17 protein-coding genes are annotated in these 17,710 nt (G+C 40.9%); 9 read left to right on the plus strand and 8 right to left on the minus strand.

Annotated features, from left to right (window positions below; translation table 11 throughout):
• Positions 1 to 356: 356 nt before the first annotated feature.
• Complete coding sequence (locus K1T76_RS09050) at positions 357 to 1,322, minus strand: M28 family peptidase (RefSeq protein WP_442780675.1); 966 nt, start codon at positions 1,320 to 1,322, stop codon at positions 357 to 359.
• Positions 1,323 to 1,479: 157 nt separating this feature from the next.
• Here K1T76_RS09050 and rlmH point away from each other — a divergent pair, with 157 nt between their 5' ends.
• Together rlmH and K1T76_RS09060 are read left to right on the plus strand one after the other, a co-directional pair.
• Positions 1,480 to 1,962: a 23S rRNA (pseudouridine(1915)-N(3))-methyltransferase RlmH gene (rlmH, locus tag K1T76_RS09055; protein WP_026438445.1), complete on the plus strand. Its 483-nt coding sequence runs from the start codon at positions 1,480 to 1,482 to the stop codon at positions 1,960 to 1,962.
• Positions 1,963 to 2,109: 147 nt separating this feature from the next.
• Positions 2,110 to 2,886: a dioxygenase family protein gene (locus K1T76_RS09060; protein ID WP_026438205.1), complete on the plus strand. Its 777-nt coding sequence runs from the start codon at positions 2,110 to 2,112 to the stop codon at positions 2,884 to 2,886.
• Positions 2,887 to 2,962: 76 nt separating this feature from the next.
• Here K1T76_RS09060 and gdhA read toward each other — a convergent pair whose 3' ends face one another.
• The gene (gene gdhA / locus K1T76_RS09065) at positions 2,963 to 4,306 is read right to left on the minus strand and encodes an NADP-specific glutamate dehydrogenase (RefSeq protein ID WP_019837844.1); all 1,344 of its coding nucleotides are present in this window, start codon (positions 4,304 to 4,306) and stop codon (positions 2,963 to 2,965) included.
• A gap of 356 nt (positions 4,307 to 4,662) precedes the next feature.
• Between gdhA and K1T76_RS09070 the strand changes: the two genes are divergently transcribed.
• Positions 4,663 to 5,457, plus strand: a complete 795-nt coding sequence (locus K1T76_RS09070; protein WP_070152514.1) for an RnfABCDGE type electron transport complex subunit B — start codon at positions 4,663 to 4,665, stop codon at positions 5,455 to 5,457.
• A 92-nt stretch (positions 5,458 to 5,549) separates the two neighbouring features.
• Positions 5,550 to 6,239, plus strand: a complete 690-nt coding sequence (gene nth, locus K1T76_RS09075) for an endonuclease III (RefSeq protein ID WP_070152701.1) — start codon at positions 5,550 to 5,552, stop codon at positions 6,237 to 6,239.
• 123 nt (positions 6,240 to 6,362) lie between these two features.
• On the opposite strand, the gene K1T76_RS09080 is transcribed toward nth, so the two are convergent.
• From K1T76_RS09080 to K1T76_RS09095, 4 genes are all read right to left on the minus strand, one after another.
• Positions 6,363 to 6,560 carry a hypothetical protein gene (locus K1T76_RS09080; RefSeq protein ID WP_070152517.1) on the minus strand — a complete coding sequence of 66 codons (198 nt, stop codon included), beginning with the start codon at positions 6,558 to 6,560 and terminating at the stop codon, positions 6,363 to 6,365.
• 129 nt (positions 6,561 to 6,689) lie between these two features.
• Positions 6,690 to 7,349 (minus strand): adenylate kinase, encoded by a 660-nt coding sequence (gene adk, locus K1T76_RS09085; protein WP_070152520.1) that lies wholly within the window; start codon positions 7,347 to 7,349, stop codon positions 6,690 to 6,692.
• A 78-nt stretch (positions 7,350 to 7,427) separates the two neighbouring features.
• Complete coding sequence (locus K1T76_RS09090; RefSeq protein ID WP_070152523.1) at positions 7,428 to 8,744, minus strand: hypothetical protein; 1,317 nt, start codon at positions 8,742 to 8,744, stop codon at positions 7,428 to 7,430.
• 63 nt (positions 8,745 to 8,807) lie between these two features.
• The gene (locus K1T76_RS09095; RefSeq protein ID WP_070152526.1) at positions 8,808 to 9,326 is read right to left on the minus strand and encodes a hypothetical protein; all 519 of its coding nucleotides are present in this window, start codon (positions 9,324 to 9,326) and stop codon (positions 8,808 to 8,810) included.
• Positions 9,327 to 9,580: 254 nt separating this feature from the next.
• On the opposite strand from K1T76_RS09095, the gene mrdA reads away from it, so the two are divergent.
• The 3 genes from mrdA to ykgO all read left to right on the plus strand — a co-directional run bounded on the left by mrdA (position 9,581) and on the right by ykgO (position 12,458).
• On the plus strand, positions 9,581 to 11,671 hold the full coding sequence (mrdA, locus tag K1T76_RS09100; RefSeq protein WP_230245176.1) for a penicillin-binding protein 2: 2,091 nt from the start codon (positions 9,581 to 9,583) through the stop codon (positions 11,669 to 11,671).
• 3 nt (positions 11,672 to 11,674) lie between these two features.
• Positions 11,675 to 12,232, plus strand: a complete 558-nt coding sequence (gene rsmD / locus K1T76_RS09105; protein WP_230245177.1) for a 16S rRNA (guanine(966)-N(2))-methyltransferase RsmD — start codon at positions 11,675 to 11,677, stop codon at positions 12,230 to 12,232.
• Between the two features lie 103 nt (positions 12,233 to 12,335).
• The gene (gene ykgO / locus K1T76_RS09110; protein WP_026438469.1) at positions 12,336 to 12,458 is read left to right on the plus strand and encodes a type B 50S ribosomal protein L36; all 123 of its coding nucleotides are present in this window, start codon (positions 12,336 to 12,338) and stop codon (positions 12,456 to 12,458) included.
• 45 nt (positions 12,459 to 12,503) lie between these two features.
• Here the strand turns inward: ykgO and K1T76_RS09115 are convergent, their stop codons facing one another.
• The gene (locus K1T76_RS09115) at positions 12,504 to 13,052 is read right to left on the minus strand and encodes a 1-acyl-sn-glycerol-3-phosphate acyltransferase (RefSeq protein WP_230245644.1); all 549 of its coding nucleotides are present in this window, start codon (positions 13,050 to 13,052) and stop codon (positions 12,504 to 12,506) included.
• Between the two features lie 425 nt (positions 13,053 to 13,477).
• Here K1T76_RS09115 and K1T76_RS09120 point away from each other — a divergent pair, with 425 nt between their 5' ends.
• Positions 13,478 to 14,296, plus strand: a complete 819-nt coding sequence (locus tag K1T76_RS09120) for a hypothetical protein (protein WP_230245178.1) — start codon at positions 13,478 to 13,480, stop codon at positions 14,294 to 14,296.
• Between the two features lie 140 nt (positions 14,297 to 14,436).
• Here K1T76_RS09120 and K1T76_RS09125 read toward each other — a convergent pair whose 3' ends face one another.
• Entirely contained in the window at positions 14,437 to 16,038 is a 1,602-nt protein-coding gene (locus K1T76_RS09125; RefSeq protein WP_230245179.1) for an isocitrate lyase, read from the minus strand.
• 641 nt (positions 16,039 to 16,679) lie between these two features.
• Here K1T76_RS09125 and K1T76_RS09130 point away from each other — a divergent pair.
• Positions 16,680 to 17,669, plus strand: coding sequence for a LysR family transcriptional regulator (locus K1T76_RS09130; protein WP_019837830.1), 990 nt, complete (start codon positions 16,680 to 16,682; stop codon positions 17,667 to 17,669).
• Positions 17,670 to 17,710 lie beyond the last annotated feature (41 nt).

The raw sequence follows: 17,710 nt of genomic DNA on the forward strand, positions 1-17,710 counted from the left end.
CAGTTACTCTGCTTTTAAGCATAGAACTTCTCAAAAGAGCACTTCGGTGCTCTTTTGTTGTATTTAGACTCTAGATTTTGAAACGTAGTTGAATATTTTTTAATTCATTTTTCAAATGGATAGCCAATTTTTAATTCAATTTCCTTGAAAAATAGGTAAACCATCCACATATATAAATTTAAGATACATCGCGCTGTATGTTTCTTGTTTGGTCTATTTAGACCGACAAATTGATCAGACGCTTTTGATTGAAGCGTGCTTCATGTTCTGGTCATCCATATCTCCAGATGGATGACCTTTTAACCGCAGTCCTAGTTCAATTCAGGGCTGCGTTTTTTATGCACTGCAATCATTCATCAAGGTGATAAAAGCTGTGCAACCAAGCCATTCACAACGTGCGCCATTTTTTCAAAATTTACTGTTTTTAAAGTATCACCTGTGGTGTGGCGAAGTGAGCTGCGATAACTGCCGGTATCGGTAATTAAAATAGCTGGAATATCATATTTCCAATAATTTAAATGATCTGAAAAATCTATACCCTTGATGAAAGTCGGTGCCACCACGCGCTCACATTGCAACTGGTTCAAACGCTGCATTGTATTGCAATAGCTTGCACTCATTTCACGTGATTGCATATTACTCAATGCCACAATAAAATTGCCATGACTTGGGTAAATCCACTTTAAACCGATTGGGTAATTTTGCACCAAATTTTTATCGTAATAACCAATCATATCCAACACATACACCGCACGGATTTTTTCTTTTTCTGCCTGCACAGATTTGGCATGTACAAAACTGCCCATCGACTCGGTTTTAAAAAATGGTGGCTCTGCCAAGGTATAGAATACAAATTCGACATTTTGACTAAGTTTATTCTTTTCCTGCGCCAAAATTCGTGCTGTTTCGATTACACCTGCCACGCCAGAAGCGTTGTCATTTGCCCCCTGCTGCTGCCCATAAACATCGTAATGCGCACCAAAAATCGTTTTTTGCGCAGCACCGACATTCAATTTGCACACCACATTGCGGTAGCTTTGCTGATTGACCACATAATTTTGAAATTGACACGGAATTCCAAATACTCGCATTTGTTCCCGAATCCATGCCGAAACCCGATTCAGTTCATTCACATTTTTATAATGACGATACTGTTCGGAATTACCCAAACCCTGCTGCCCAATCACTTGCTGCATATAGACTTGCAAATTGTTTGGTTCTGCCCATTGAGCCTCAGGCACAGCAAATGTAGCAGTGGGCATCAATCCCATACCCGCGCCCAATATCCATGAATATAACTGCTGACTTTGAAACGCGCGCATGCTGATAATTCCAAGACAAAAAAGACCAATAAGATTGCTGAGTATTAAAGCAACAGCCTGTTGGCAAATTCAATTGCAAATTGTGTCGTCACACAGCGCTTGTATTGAATCATGGTTATAATGCGAGATTCTGATTGCTCGCTACATGAACTCGCCTATGAAAATTCGCATTCTGACCATTGGACAAAAAATGCCTGCTTGGGTGCTGACTGGTTTTGAAGATTATTTCAAACGGATTCAGCCTTTTGTGCAGACTCAAATTGTCGAACTGCCAATGGCGAAACGTGGCAAAAATGATTCTGAGGCCGATATTCTAAAATATCGCCAAATTGAAGGTGATAGCATTTTAAATGCCATGAAAAACAATGAGCTGTTAATTGCCTTGGAAGTGGGCGGCAAAGAGTTCAGCACCGAAAAACTTGCAGAAACCATGAAAGGCTGGATGTTAGAGGGCAATGATGTCGTGCTTGCGATTGGCGGACCAGATGGTCATTCTGAAGCAGTACGTAAAGCAGCAGCATGGCATTGGTCCTTATCCAAACTTACTTTGCCACACCCTTTAGTTCGCGTGATGCTGATCGAACAACTATACCGCGCTATGAGCATTAATCATAACCACCCTTATCACCGTGCGGGCTAATTAAGCAACTCAATTTACACGTGAAGTCATCGGAATATACCAATTTAGCGACGTTGCAAAGCTGCAACATAGCGTTCAACAAAAGTACATTTCGCTGCACACACTTTTTTGCGATGCTGAAGAACAGCAGGCTATATGGAGCTCGGCATGAACTTACAGACATTACCTGGTTTATTTATCTCACATGGTTCGCCCCTGTTAGCACTCAATCCTGAACAGGTTGGACCCGCGCTTAGCCGTTTAAGTGAAAATTTACCAACACCGCAAGCCATTGTAGTGATGTCTGCGCACTGGGAAAGTAATGCCCTAGAAGTCAATACAGGTATTCGCCCTGAAACATGGCATGACTTCCGTGGTTTCCCTGAAGCTTTGTATACTCTTCGTTACCCTGCGCCTGGCTTGCCTGAACTGGCAGAAGATATTTTGCAGCGTTTGGCTGATGCGGGCTTTGCTGCACATGCCAACAGCACACGTCCGCATGATCATGGCGTGTGGATGCCATTACTACACATGTATCCCGATGCCAATATTCCTGTAATCGCTATTTCTTTGCCTACAAATATGAGTGCCGAACAGATTTATTATGTTGGGCAAAGCTTGGCGCCACTGCGTGATCAGCAAATACTACTGATTGGCTCAGGCAGCATCACCCATAACTTGCGTGAATTATCATGGAATACACCCAATGCGGCTGTGCCTGAATGGGCATCTAGTTTCCGTAATCGTGTAGTGCAGCATTTAAGTCATCGCAATTATGATGCTGTGCTGGATTGGCAACAATTGCCGTATGCGACACGTAATCACCCGACCCTAGAACACTTTGCACCGCTGTTTTTTGCGATGGGCACAGGTGATCGATTTAATATTGTTCATAGTAGCTTTAGCATGGGTTCACTCGGTATGGATATTTATCGTTTTGATTAAGCACTTTGCTAACTAAAAACCATAAAAAAACCGATGCATGTGCATCGGTTTTTTGAAAGTCTATTTAAGACAAAGCTTAGAATACACCTTGCGCTAACATTGCATCGGCAACTTTTACAAAACCAGCAATATTCGCACCATCTACATAGTTTACAGTACCATCTTCTTGTGTACCGTATTTCACGCAGTTGCGGTGAATTTCTTTCATAATTGCATGTAAACGCTCATCCACTTCTTCAAACGTCCAACCTAAACGAATCGCGTTTTGAGACATTTCAAGACCAGAAGTTGCTACGCCACCTGCATTTGATGCTTTACCTGGTGCGTATAAGATTTTCGCTTCTACAAATTTCTCAACAGCATCCAAAGTAGAAGGCATGTTCGCACCTTCAGCCACACAGATTGTGCCATTCGCAAGTAAAGTTGCTGCATCATCACCATTCAACTCATTTTGAGTTGCACATGGTAATGCGATGTCACACTTGATCCCCCAAGGACGTTGGCCTTCAAGATATTCGAAACCGTGTTTAGATGCAAATTCAGAAATACGACCACGTTTTACGTTTTTAAGTTCCATCACTTCAGCAAGTAATTCTGGTGTGAAACCTTCTTTCACGTACACCGTACCATTAGAGTCAGAAAGTGAAACGACTTTCGCACCCAAGTACATTGCTTTATCTGCAGCAAATTGTGCAACGTTGCCTGAACCAGAAATCGCAACGACTTTATCTTTAAAGCTATCGCCACGAGTCTTGAGCATTTCCTCAGCGAAATACACAGTACCGTAACCTGTAGCTTCTGGACGCGCCAAAGAACCACCGAAAGATAAGCCTTTACCTGTGAATACACATGAAGTGTCATTGCTGAGCTTCTTCATCATACCCGCCATGTAACCTACTTCACGGCCGCCTACACCAATATCACCCGCAGGAATATCCGTGTTAGAACCTAAATGACGATATAACTCGATCATTAAGGCTTGGCAGAAACGCATAATTTCGCCTTCAGACTTACCTTTAGGGTCAAAGTCTGAACCACCTTTACCACCGCCCATTGGCAATGTAGTCAAAGCATTTTTAAAGGTTTGTTCAAAACCTAAGAATTTTAAAATAGAAAGGTTCACTGATGGATGGAAACGCATACCACCTTTAAATGGACCAATTGCTGAGTTGTACTGTACACGGAATGCACGGTTTACGTGGGTTTGACCTTGGTCATCTACCCAAGAAACGCGGAATTGAATGGCACGCTCAGGCTCAACCAAACGCTCAAGCAAACCATGTGCTGCATATTGAGGGTTCTTTTCAATAAACGGCCAAAGGCTGGTCATTACTTCTTCTACAGCTTGTAGAAACTCTGGTTGATGTGCATCACGTGTTTTAACGTAATCTAGGAATTCGTTAAGGCTGTTGTATTTCAACGCTTAATCCTCAGCAGAAAATGGATCAAAATTGGTCAAAATTTCAATCAATGATATATTTTGGCGCAAAATATTAAATATGTTTTGTTCACAATCTACAATAGTTTTTTTCAAAAAACTTTAAAACATTTGTATTTTCATAAATTTAACTTATTTTTTAGCGTGTTAAGCCTATAAGTTTATGTAACAAATTAATTCATAGTGTTGAGCATTTTTGCACAAAAAACTAGCCATTGTTGTTCTTAATTTGCGCACAAGCCTAAAAGCAAAAATCATGCTAAAATCATTTACCTAGAATTTTCCTCAAGATTTATTTTCCGTTTTTCTGCTGCTGTTAAAGTGGCGTTGGTTTGTCCATGAATTCGCAAATTGCTCTGATTCAAAATATTGATGCGCTCCTTCCTCAAACTCAATGTGGCTTATGTGGTCATCGTGATGGCTGTTTACCCTATGCCAAAGCGATTGCGGAAGGCGAAGCGGCCAACAAATGTGTACCTGGTGGGCAACCTGTTGCAGATGCACTGGCAAACTTACTGCAACGCCCGTTATTAATCGCAGAAGCAAGTGTTTGGCCTGTGCAGGCAGATGGCCGCCCACAACGTATGAAAGCATTAATTCGGGAAGATGAGTGCATTGGCTGTACCAAATGTATTAATGCCTGTCCTGTCGATGCAATTTTAGGTTCAGGTAAACTCATGCACAGCATTTTGACTGATTTGTGTACAGGCTGTGAATTATGTATTCCACCTTGTCCTGTCGATTGCATTGACTTAGTGGAAGATACACAACCTCTGCTTTCTGAAAGCGCACGTGTAGCAGAACAGAATGATTTACGTCAGCGTTACTACGCCCACATTCAACGTGAAGAACAACGTCGTCTGCAACGTAAAGGCCCCGTAGTGCGAGCAGAAATTGATACTGAGCTGTTTGCACAATTCTCAGCACAAACCGATGCTGCTGTTCCTGTGATTGAGTTGCCTGTACAAAAAAATGAAAAGATTTCTACTGCCGATGCACAAACCACCATCGAACTGGCAAAATTACGCACGCAAATTAAAAAACTCGAAAAACAACTGAGCGTGCGTGAAGATGAGAAAAAACGTGTCATGCTTGCCAATTTACAACAACAATTACGTGAATTAGGAGCATAAATATGTCCTTAAAAAGCACGACCTTAAAAACCAAGCCCGTTAAAGAAGCGTCAAAAAAAGCGGTTACGGTCAAAGAAAAATCTTCAAAAAACATGACCAAAAAACAGATTCAGACTTTTTTTGAACGCTTGCGTGAGCAGCGCCCTAACCCAACCACTGAGCTGAATTTTTCCAATCCTTTTGAATTATTGATTGCCGTGACTTTATCGGCTCAAGCTACGGACGTCAGTGTCAATAAAGCCACTGACAAATTGTTTCCCGTTGCCAACACGCCTGAGGAAATTTATGCCTTAGGTGTAGATGGCCTAAAGGAATATATTAAAACCATTGGACTCTATAACTCCAAAGCCGAAAATGTCATTAAAACCTGTAAAATTCTCATCGAAAAACATGGCAGTATGGTGCCTGATAATCGAGCCGATTTAGAAGCCTTACCTGGCGTGGGACGTAAAACTGCCAATGTGGTGTTAAATACTGCATTTGGACAGCCCACTATGGCGGTTGATACGCATATTTTCCGTTTGGGTAACCGTACAGGTTTGGCTGTGGGTAAAAATGTTTTAGAAGTCGAACAGCGTTTAATTAAAGTCATTCCTAAAGAATTTTTAATTGACTCGCATCACTGGCTAATTTTGCATGGACGTTATTGCTGTATTGCGCGTAAGCCTAAATGTGGTGAATGTGTAGTGTCTGATGTGTGTAACTGGCCTGATCGCTTTGAATTTGGTGCACACCGCCAGATTAAGCTGCATAAAATTCATCACGAGCTCATCCCTCAGTAAACACTTCAGTAGACTTTAGTGATCTAAACTTATTGAAGAGATGCTAAATCATTAAAGCAATGTGGATCATCCAAAATAGTGTGGATAACTGTGCAATCTATACACAAATTGTGTAGAGATGATTTATTTATCCTGAGAATGTTCAGACTGACGTTGTTGCTGTTGTTTAAGTTTCGGATGCACCGGATAGTGCTTGCCTGATTTTTTTTCAGACGAATTTTGAGCTTGTGTATTGCGCAACAACTTATAGCTCACAAAAACAAGAAAGCCTAAAACGGCAATACTTGCCAATAACATGATGATCACAGCAGCATGTTGCAAAGCACTCTCCCAAACTGAAACAAATAAAACGAGCCCTAATATGTATCAGGACTCTTTTAAAGTCAAAACAAGCCGCCTGTTTAAACGGTTTTATTTTTCATTTAAACAGACTTGGTCTAAAACCTAGGCTTATTTTGCTTGGTCTAAAATCGCAAACAAATCTGCTTGAACTTCTTCAATTGGACGAAGACCATTCAATTTGTTGTAGCTTGGTGCATTTTCTCCAGAAGCAGCACGACCCTGATAGAAGCCAATCAATTGCTCAGTTTCTGAGTGATACGCTTTTAAACGCTTACGAATAGTTTCTTCTTGATCATCTGGACGTTGTACTAAGTCTTCACCTGTTTCATCATCTTTACCTTCCACTTTTGGAGGATTGTAAACAAGGTGATAAATACGGCCAGACGCAGGGTGCTGACGACGACCAGACAAACGCTGTACGATTTCTTCGTCTGCAACATCAATTTCAATCACATGGTCAATATTGATGCCTTCGCTTTCCAAAGCTTCAGCTTGTGGAATTGTGCGAGGGAAACCATCAAAAATACAACCATTCACGCAATCTGGCTGCGCAATACGCTCTTTAACTAAGCCAATGATAAGTTCGTCAGATACCAAACCTCCACCATCCATAACGCTTTGGGCTTGTAGACCTAATTCAGTACCTTCACGAATTGCAGCACGGAGCATATCACCGGTTGAAATTTGTGGGATATTGTAGCGCTTACAGATCAACTGAGCTTGTGTACCTTTACCTGCTCCAGGTGGTCCGAGTAAGATAATGCGCATAAAAAACATCCTCATTTTAACAATGTATTTGACACTCGTTGCATCAGAGCCATCGCCCTTTACGCAGCCAGCATCCTCTTATAAGAAAGCGACAAACAAATGTATTAAACCAGCAATAAAACCAGTTACACCACCCAAGACAATTAAAATCCACTCATCTTCCTGAAAGGCAGGACGCAAGAGATTCTGGAATTCTTTTGGCGTCAGTTCACGAATACGATCTCTGAACATTTGATAAATTTTCTGTGCACGGCTCGCATTAAAGGCAGGGTCGCATACAGGCACCATCGTAATTTCAATCGAACGATCAATCAAGTCAGTCTTGAGTTTGGCATACTCTTTTGGCCCCAAAGACAACTGTAAAGAGGTACGAACCAATGGTGTTTCCATAATTTCGTTGATGTGGCGTTTGACAATACGGCGGGTTTTGTCTTTTTTACTGCCATACATCATTTCAGTCATAATGGATTTTAACGTAATCAGATCTTCTGTTACTACCTTTGCAAACACATCCGAGACTTCATCTTGGCGTTTCATGAACGCACCCTGAATATTATAAGTCCCAATGCGTGGAATCACTGGCTTGATCCATGGAAATTGACGATTTTCGGTCAATTTAAAGAACTGCGGATATTTCACGTAATGCGGGTGAACTGGGTTGAATACCATCCAAATGGCAATCCAATTGGTCAAGAAGCCCCAAATTGCCGCCCAAAATGGGACCGTCCAGTGCCATGGCACTAGAAACCAAACGATCATTTGGAAAATACCAAAGAACATCCCAATCAATGCACTAATATGCCAAATAAAATTAATTTCTTTTTGACCAACTTTTAGGAACATACGCACCATTAAGCGGCGGTCTCCTTCCATTTGGCTAACCACCATTTCACGCATATCCACCAAAGATTCAACGTTCAGGGTCAGTTCAGTCACCAATTCGCGTAGCACACCTGGCAGTTGTTTATGCGCCTGAGCGTAAATACGGCGTTTAATCGAATACGGTAAGTTCTCCCAAAGCACTGCATTACGGTCTAACATGACCTCATCAATTAAGTGTTCAAGTTCAAAATCCACTTGCTCACCAATAATGCGCGCCATATCTTCTGGGTCCATGGCGTTAAGAAATTCACGCAATGAGCCCAATTTTGACAAAGTGTTATCGGTAATGATGCCTGAGATACGCCCAGCTTTACGCGGCACAATCCCCTGCCATCCCACAGGAATAGGCCCAACGTGAAAACCCCAAAAGCTGATTGGATAGAACACCATTTTCAGTGCCATCCATACATGCGCCCAGGTCACAAAAGCAGTCACAGGTATAATACTGAGCACGGCCCAGAAATCTGGACGATTCAAAAAGGTTTGCCACAACTGATTGACGTACTCAAGCATGCATTTTTTCCATATTTAGTTCTAATTACAAGATTCTAAAGTAGTTAAAAGTCACTATTCTGACTACAAACCCATACTGAGCGTATAGGAAAATTGTAGTCTAGGCTCAGTTTCCGCAATCACTCGCCCTTGTCGATCTTCCAATTTTTCACCTGCGCCAATGCCAACACTAAAGCTACTGATGCGTTCAGGGCTCAGTAATACATAAGCCAGATCAATGCCTGCACCTAAACGCGCTTTTTCTTCACCATCCACCCATTTAGATTCTAGGTGTCCTGCGTAAGCGCCAATATAATAACCATTTTTGTCTTTACCTGTGAGGTGGTATGGGTAACGAAAACCTGTTTGCCCACCGACTTCATGGTCACCATTTAAAAAAGCCCCCGCTTTTAGATAGGCAATGCCATAGGGATTGACCCATTCACCATTCAAATGCAGTAATTTTTGGGTAATACCCACCCCTACATTCCAGGTTTTTGCGCTATCTGCGCTAATTTTTGCTTCAGGTAAAAAAGTAGTGTTCCCAGCAAAGCTAAAACTTGAAAAGGCAAGTAATGCCACGAAAGAATAGACTTTTGTCATTATTGTCACCAGTGTCCATTTGTTTTAATTTTAAAAACAGTCCTGTTTTCGTGTTTTGACTCTAGCAGAATTGTCAGGATTCTTATATACAGCAAATTACAATTTTGATGTCGCTAAAGTCAAAAATTAAGATTGCGCCCATCTTCTAGGTTAAATCGGGCAATTCAGTCAAATATGGTTACTCAAAATTGCCAATAGATGCGTTAGAATAGTCCAAATTCGTTCTCCCTCATTTTTGTTAAGCCAATTTTTGTATGAAACAACACTATCCGTTAAAAAATGCTCAGCAAGAGAAGCGTATTTTTCGCAATCGCATCTTTTTTTCGGTGGGTGTTGTGGTTTTTTTCTTGCTGCTGTTGGTGGCTCGTTATGCTTATTTACAAATTAGTGGCTACGATGAATTTTCAACTGCATCAGATAAAAACCGTATTCGATTACAACCACTCGCGCCTGCACGTGGTTATATTTATGACCGCAATGGCGTGTTATTGGCCGATAACTACCCTGTATTCTCTGCTACCTTAAGCCGAGCAGATGTTGAAGATATTGATGACACCATTGCGCGACTGACGCCTGTTTTACAACTGACAGAAGAAGATATTGAGCGCTTTAAAAGTCGGATTAAAACTTCACGTAAAACCGAACGTGTATCGATCAAACTGAATTTAAATGAATCAGATATTGCGCGTTTTAGTGAAGTCAAATTTCAGTTCCCTGGTGTCAATATTGAAACTCAAATGACTCGTTATTATCCACACGGTGAATTATTTGCGCATGTGATTGGTTATGTCGGACGTATTAACGACAAAGAACTGAAAGAAATTGACAAAGATGCTTATGCAGGCACTAATCTGATTGGTAAAATTGGGGTGGAAAAATCGTATGAGCACTTACTACATGGCGTACCTGGCAACGAATCTGTAGAAGCCGATGCGCATGGTAATGTGCTACGCAATTTAGGACGTAAAGACCCTTTACGTGGCAATGATTTGTTTTTATCACTGGATTACGGCTTGCAAGTGGTTGCCTCTGAACAATTGGCAGAACGTCGTGGTGCAATTGTGGCACTCGACCCACGCACAGGTGAAATTTTAGCTTTGGTATCTAGTCCTAGCTTTAACCCTAACTTATTTGTCACAGGCATTAGTCATACCGACTACTCAGCTCTACGTGATAATTTAGATCAGCCGCTCTATAACCGTGCGGTACAAGGTGTTTATCCACCTGGTTCTACCATTAAGCCGATGTTTGGTTTAGGCGGTATTCATTATGGCTATGTCGATTGGAAAACTGCCATTCAGGATTATGGATATTTTACTTTACCGGGTGATAGCCACCGTTTTCGTGACCATAAAAAATCGGGGCATGGCATTGTCAATATGCACACTGCTCAGGTGGTGTCCTGTGATACCTATTTCTATGTATTGTCCTATCGTATGGGCATTGAAAAAATGAACGACTGGATGCGTCAATTTGGTTTTAGTGAAAAAACTGGAGTCGATTTACCAAATGAAAGCACAGGGCTCTACCCAAACCCAGATTGGAAAATGCGTACTCGTAATGCCAAATGGATGAAAGGTGAAACAATTTCCGTCAGTATTGGTCAGGGTGCATTTACCTCGACACCATTGCAATTAGCAATGGCTACCGCCATCACCGCTAACAAAGGCTTTAAAGTTACACCGCACGTGTTACGTGAAAGTCGTGGCGCGAAACCATTTAAAGTTCACAATGGCACCAACGGTAAAATTGATTTTAACGGCACAGAAGAAGACTGGATTAAAATGCGCGATGCCATGGTTGATGTGATTCAATCTGGTACAGGTAAAGGGATTAAAGGCGGATTACAATATTCGATTGCAGGTAAAACGGGTACAGCACAGGTTAAAAGTATTGCACAGGGCAAACGCTATAATGAAGCATTGCTAACAGATCGTCAGCTTGACCACGGCTTGTTTGTCGGCTTTGCACCTGCTGAAAACCCTGAAATTGCAATTGCAATTATTCTTGAAAATGGTCGTGGTGGTTCTGCCGCAACAGCCTTGGCGCGTCCAATTTTAGATTATTGGTTACTCAATAAAAATAAAAAGCCTATTCGTCCATCTGTGGCACAAGTAAGTGGTGGCTTAATGACTGCGGGTTTAAAACCAAGTGAGTTACCAAGTGGTGAAGTCCCATCATCTACTGCCCCAGATACTCAAAGCCCCAATCATCCAAATATTGCGAGCAATAACCCTACAGCAAACCCAAATCATGTACAAACAGCTCCGAGCTCAACGACAACCAATTCACCTGCAGCTGCGCCCGCAGCAGTTGTACCAGCCAGCCCAATTGAGAGCGACTAATCCATGAAAAATCAACTACGCATTATTGGTGGAGAATGGAAACGTCGTCAGTTGGCTTTTGCTTCAATTGAGGGATTACGACCAACGCCTGACCGAGTACGCGAAACCTTATTTAACTGGTTAATGTGGGATGTGCAAAACGCCAAAGTGTTAGACCTCTGTTCAGGTTCGGGCGCTTTAGCTTTTGAAGCCCTGTCCCGCGGTGCGGCACACGTGGTCATGATTGAGCCAAACCGCACACAAGCGCAGTTTTTACAGCAAAATTTAGAATTATTACGTGTGAATAAAAGCACGGCACAATTGAAAATTTCTACCGCACAGCATGCCTTGGCAACACTAAAAGATCAGTTTGATTTGGTATTTTTAGACCCACCCTACAGTTTAGATTTATGGGAAGAATTGGCAGCGTTGGCTGATCCACATATTGCAGCACAAGGTCTGATTTATGTTGAAGCAGATCGTGATTTAAACCTGTTAAAATTACCGCAGACTTGGCAAAAAATTAAAGAGAGCAAAGCGGGCACTGTACGTGCAGGCTTGTATCAAAAGATTATTGTTTAAATTTTTTTCTTAAAAGAGATGTTGTAACTTTCTGGTTTTGACACTTTTCGACAGTTAGTAAATAATGTTATATTATAACATTACAGTTAAAATGTTTATCTTCATGAAAGTTCGTTCATCTTTAAAAAGTGCAAAATCGCGTGCCGATTGTCAAATTGTGAAACGTCGTGGCAAATTATTTGTGATTTGCAAATCCAATCCACGTTTTAAAGCAAGACAGGGATAATCCCCTGTCTTTTAGTTTTGATAGATTATTACACTGAAATAGTGCTTATTCTGAATAGTAACGTGTATCGACACTAAAACTTTCAGGAAATTTTGCTTGAACCTGCGCATAAAATGCCATGATTTCAGCCATATCTTTTTCAAAATCACCGGTTGGATGCACAATTTTTCCCACACCCGTTTTCTTTTTTGCATAGTCCATATACGCCAAAGCAATTGGCACACCTGCATTTAACGCAACATGATAAAAACCTGTTTTCCATTGTTCTTGACGCGCACGTGTGGCTTCTGGCGTCACCAACATCACCAATTTAGGATGGGTTTTAAATAAGTCCGTCATGAGCTGAACCATACTTGGTCGTGGTTCGCCTGGTGCTTTCGGACGACGGTCGATACCAATACCACCCATGGCACGGATAAACGGCCCAAACGGCAATTTCATATAGCTGTCTTTAATGGTCAGACGAACATTGACGCCCAAAGCTTTAAGCCCTAAGCGTGCATATAAGGCATCCCAATTACTGGTATGCGGTGCTGCAATCATCACATATTGGTCTAATTCCAACGGACAATGATTGTCGATTTCCCAACCCATTAAATTTAAGCTTCGCTCAGCTAACTTTTCAAACACAACCGCATACCCCAAATAAAGTGTGCGAATTTTAGCAAGCATCACCAAATATAAAAGTCTAAAACGATGAATAAATAAACAAATACTTTATAAATGTATAAAAATTCCCTGCACTCATCTCAATTTTCTCATTCCATGCAAAATCATACTGTTTTAACATCCATTCATTACCAGATTTAAGCAGGTTTAAAAATTGTAAATATATAAATTTACGCGTAGTTTGATGAGTTTTAAGGTCTAATCCTATGGAATCCTTGAAGTTAAATTTAAAACACAGAACTTGTTATGATTTGCTACAAATTTTCATTAAATATAAGGTGAATTAGCTTTTCAGATACAAGGTGAAAGTTTAAGGTGGCAGCAACACGAGTTTTGAGTTCAGAACATATATGCTGAATCGTTATCCGATTGCACTCAGTACACTTAGCTTACTTTTAGCAGCTTGCGGGTCAACCGAGCAAAGTAAGGAATATCAAGCTAATTTGGCTTCTGAATCACCAGTCGCGCACAAAACTGAATTTCAAAACTCAGCAACTTCTTGGTCACGACAAGCTACTGGTAACTTTAAAGCCTTATTACCTTGTGACTACTGTGAACAACATGTGATTCACTTACGCATGAATGATAATCAAACCTTTCAACTTAGCGACATTAAACGTTGGAAAGAGCGCCATCGCGAAAACCTAGTGACAGGCACGATTCACGCTGATCAGGACAACAAACAGCCCCAACACTTATCACAAACCACTGCAAATGAATGGTTGCTCAACACAGAAAATGGAGAAGCCTACGCGCGCATTCAGCTTACAACTCACGGTCTTAAATTCAATTTATACAAGCAAAAAAATATAAAAGATCAGCCGAAAATTGAAACCCAGGTTTTCTTACATCCTGTAGAAAGTATGAAAGTCAGTAATGCGCTGAAGCATGTCGATATTCAGGCTGAACACGTACAAAATATTGAGGTCAAAGAGTTAAACGACCCTGTGATGGCACATGATTATTTTCTAGCAATTCACAATCAATCTAATCAAGCATTGCAATTGCATGCCAGTGATTTGATTTTGGTCGATCAGCAGTATCAGGAATACGCTGCTGTAGTCGATCCACAGTTTTTAGTGCCTATTCCCGCACAACAAAAACAATGGATTAAGGTGTCTTTCCATTACCCTACTTCTGTACAGGCAGATGTGATCAAAATTAAATAAGTTCAAACTGCTGACTGTTTATAAATAAAGAAACATCTCTTTAAAGATGTTTCTTAAAAGTGTTTCAACATTCTTTGATTATTTTTATCGCCATAAAAAAACCCTGCAGATGCAGGGTTTTCTTTTAAACCATCAAGCGATTACGCGTTGAATTGGTTCATTGTGTTTTTAGCTTCGTCCGCTGCTTTAAGCGCGTTATCACCAGAGAAGATTTCTTTGTGATCGTCACCGATGTCAGAACCAGCCATTGCTTGGTGTTTAACGCAAGCGATACCACCACGGATTTCTTTACGTTGTACGCCAGCAACATAAGCCAACATACCTTCAGAACCGAAGTAACCTTCTGCAAGCTCATGAGTAGAAAGCGCAGCAGTGTGGTAAGTCGGAAGTGTGATCAAGTGGTGGAACACACCTGCTTCACGAGAAGCGTCTGCTTGGAATGTACGTACTTTTTCGTCAGCTTCAGCAGCTAATTCAGTGTTGTCGTACTCAGCGCTCATTAACTTAGTACGGTCGTATGCAGAAACGTCTTTACCTTCAGCAACCCAACGGTCGTAAGCTTGTTGACGGAAGTTTAAAGTCCAGTTGAACGATGGAGAGTTGTTATAAACAAGTTTCGCATTTGGAACAACTTCTTTAACACGGTTAACCATGTGAGCGATTTCAGCTACGTTTGGAGTCGCAGTTTCGATCCAAAGAAGGTCAGCACCGTTTTGTAAGCTAGTCACACAGTCAAGTACAACGCGGTCAATTTGAGTGCCTTCGCGGAACTGGTACAAGCCAGAAGCTAAACGCTTAGGACGGTGTAATTTACCATCACGTTTGATTAGGATTTCGTCTTCTTTCGCTTCAGAGATGTCAATTTCTTGAGTGTCTAAGTAGCTGATGTATTGAGAAGCGATGTCGCCTGGCTCTTTAACTACTGGGATTTTTTGAGTTAAGTCAGCACCTTCAGAGTCAGTACGTGCAACGATGATACCGTCGTCAAGACCCATTTCTAAGAACGCATAACGTAACGCGTGGATTTTAGCGATGAAGTCTTCGTGTGGAACAGTTACTTTACCAGCTTGGTGACCACATTGTTTCGCGTCAGAAACTTGGTTTTCGATTTGAAGTGCACATGCACCCGCTTCGATCATTTTCTTAGCTAATAAGTAAGTTGCTTCTTCGTTACCGAAACCAGCGTCGATGTCCGCAATAATTGGCACAACGTGAGTTTCAAAGTTGTCGATTTGTGCAGTGATTTCAGCAGCTTTAGCAGTGTCACCAGCGTCTTGTGCTTTTTTAAGTGCACGGAACAAATCGTTTAATTCTTTTGCGTCAGCTTGACGTAAGAATGTGTAGATTTCTTCGATCAATGCAGGAACAGAAGTTTTTTCGTGCATAGATTGGTCAGGAAGTGGACCGAATTCTGAACGAAGTGCAGCAACCATCCAACCAGAAAGGTAGATATAGCGACGCTCAGTTGTACCGAAGTATTTTTTGTTCGCAATCATTTTTTGCTGAGCGATAAAACCGTGCCAGCAGCCTAGTGATTGAGTGTATTTGCTAGAGTCTGCATCATAAGCAGCCATATCACGACGCATAATCGCAGCTGTATATTTAGCAATGTCTAAACCAGTTTTGAAACGGTTTTGCATTTGCATACGCGCAGCATCTTCAGGACTGATGTCTGCCCAAGTGTTGCCGAATTTTGCTTTTAATTCGCGGATTGCATCAATCGCTGTTTGGTATGTAGTCATGATATTGTACCCTGTAATATTATTTAGGATTTATCAATCGAAGGCTAAATCGCGCTTATGTTTGATTGCTCAGATTTAGAGCACTTCGTTACGATGGATACAGAGTAGAGTGACTGAATGAATTAATCCAATATTCTAGTGTAATTCTCGGTATTTTTTTAAAAAATGTATAGATCAAAGTCTTAATCCGAAAATACAACAGAAATATAATTCACTGTTTTTTAATGTATTACTTAGAAATTTTATCAAATATCTTTGCTTACAAATTCTATTTTGTGCCAATATTTTCTGCATTAGACTTAAGTCTTGCCTTTCATAAAAAAAATACATGCATTAGCAATATCTGCCATTTTATTGCAAAGTTTTGATGCTTTTCAGCTCAAAGTAACCGCATAAGTTTCAGACAACATGTTATCTGCTATCAGTTCAGCCAATGCTTTTAAGTGTTTTTGCATTTAAAATTAAAATATAAATGAATTTCTAGCACCCTTCATTTTTTTTGAAAACAATGCTGGGTTGACTGTTTTTCAGATTTTTTTGCTGTTCATCTCGTCGATTTTTTCATCATCATTTATACACAAGCCTTACGGCTTATGGCATAATCCCTATAATTTAGTGATTTTATTTTCGGTATTTATTTTATGAATCTGGAGCGGGTTGATCTTAATCTATTAATTTATCTTGACGTCTTACTTCGTGAAAAAAATGTAACCCGTGCTGCAGAACAATTGGGTGTTACCCAACCTGCAATGAGTAACATTTTACGTCGTTTGCGCAATCTATTTAATGATCCCCTGCTGATTCGTTCTTCTGAAGGCATGACGCCAACTGAACGCGCTCTTGAGTTACAACCGCGTATCCGTGATGCTTTATCTGACCTTTCTATGATTTTGGAACCTCGTACTGAGTTCCGTCCTTATACTTCAAATCGGGTATTTCGGATTATGACTTCCGATTACGCAGAAGCCACATTAGTACCACGCTTGGTTAAAGCTTTACGCTCTGAAGCACCCAATGTGGTATTGGACTTTTTAACACCAAGTGATGTGTCTTACCGTGACATGGAGCAAGGTAAAGTCGATTTAGCGATTAACCGTTTTAATGAAATTCCTCAAAGTTTCCATCAAGTTTTAGTTTGGCGTGATAGTTTCTCTTGCCTGCTCAATCATAAACACCCTGCTGCCAATAACCTCAATTTAAAAAGCTACTTAGATGCACAACATATTTGGGTTTCTAAAACAGGTATGGGCGTTGGTTTTGGTGTGAATCCTGAAAAACAAGCAGGTCTCGGCTGGATTGATCAAGCTTTAGAGCGTATTGGACAAAAACGTAAAATTTCGGTATTTACCCGTCATTATCAAATGCCTGCACTACTCGCATCTAATGTGGATTTAGTCGCAACCTTGCCTACCCGTATTGCGCTTTTACAGGCCAAAAGCCAGAATTTACTGATTAAAGACCCGCCATTTTATATTCCAGAATTTGAATTAAAGATGGCATGGTGTCCGTTGTTACATCATCACCCTGCACACCGTTGGTTACGCCAATTAATTTTATATGTAGCGCGCCAAATGATTGAAGAAGAAAACCGTGAGTTTTTACTGAATAACTCTCAATTTTCAGCCTATTAATTAAAAATTCACTGAACTTATTGGCACAAAAGCTTATACTC

The sequence above is a fragment of the Acinetobacter sp. PW68 genome, from assembly GCF_020982655.1.
Classification (GTDB): Bacteria; Pseudomonadota; Gammaproteobacteria; order Pseudomonadales; family Moraxellaceae; genus Acinetobacter; species Acinetobacter towneri_A.

Bases quoted from the DNA above. Each gene is read 5' to 3' on its own strand.
- K1T76_RS09060 (WP_026438205.1), top strand. From the start codon at position 2,110: ATGAACTTACAGACATTACCTGGTTTATTTATCTCACATGGTTCGCCC.
- rlmH (WP_026438445.1), top strand. From the start codon at position 1,480: ATGAAAATTCGCATTCTGACCATTGGACAAAAAATGCCTGCTTGGGTG.
- K1T76_RS09050 (WP_442780675.1), bottom strand. From the start codon at position 1,322: ATGCGCGCGTTTCAAAGTCAGCAGTTATATTCATGGATATTGGGCGCG.
- K1T76_RS09095 (WP_070152526.1), bottom strand. From the start codon at position 9,326: ATGACAAAAGTCTATTCTTTCGTGGCATTACTTGCCTTTTCAAGTTTT.
- K1T76_RS09125 (WP_230245179.1), bottom strand. From the start codon at position 16,038: ATGACTACATACCAAACAGCGATTGATGCAATCCGCGAATTAAAAGCA.
- K1T76_RS09120 (WP_230245178.1), top strand. From the start codon at position 13,478: ATGCTGAATCGTTATCCGATTGCACTCAGTACACTTAGCTTACTTTTA.
- rsmD (WP_230245177.1), top strand. From the start codon at position 11,675: ATGAAAAATCAACTACGCATTATTGGTGGAGAATGGAAACGTCGTCAG.
- ykgO (WP_026438469.1), top strand. From the start codon at position 12,336: ATGAAAGTTCGTTCATCTTTAAAAAGTGCAAAATCGCGTGCCGATTGT.
- mrdA (WP_230245176.1), top strand. From the start codon at position 9,581: ATGAAACAACACTATCCGTTAAAAAATGCTCAGCAAGAGAAGCGTATT.
- K1T76_RS09115 (WP_230245644.1), bottom strand. From the start codon at position 13,052: ATGGGTTGGGAAATCGACAATCATTGTCCGTTGGAATTAGACCAATAT.
- adk (WP_070152520.1), bottom strand. From the start codon at position 7,349: ATGCGCATTATCTTACTCGGACCACCTGGAGCAGGTAAAGGTACACAA.
- nth (WP_070152701.1), top strand. From the start codon at position 5,550: ATGACCAAAAAACAGATTCAGACTTTTTTTGAACGCTTGCGTGAGCAG.
- K1T76_RS09130 (WP_019837830.1), top strand. From the start codon at position 16,680: ATGAATCTGGAGCGGGTTGATCTTAATCTATTAATTTATCTTGACGTC.
- K1T76_RS09090 (WP_070152523.1), bottom strand. From the start codon at position 8,744: ATGCTTGAGTACGTCAATCAGTTGTGGCAAACCTTTTTGAATCGTCCA.
- K1T76_RS09070 (WP_070152514.1), top strand. From the start codon at position 4,663: ATGAATTCGCAAATTGCTCTGATTCAAAATATTGATGCGCTCCTTCCT.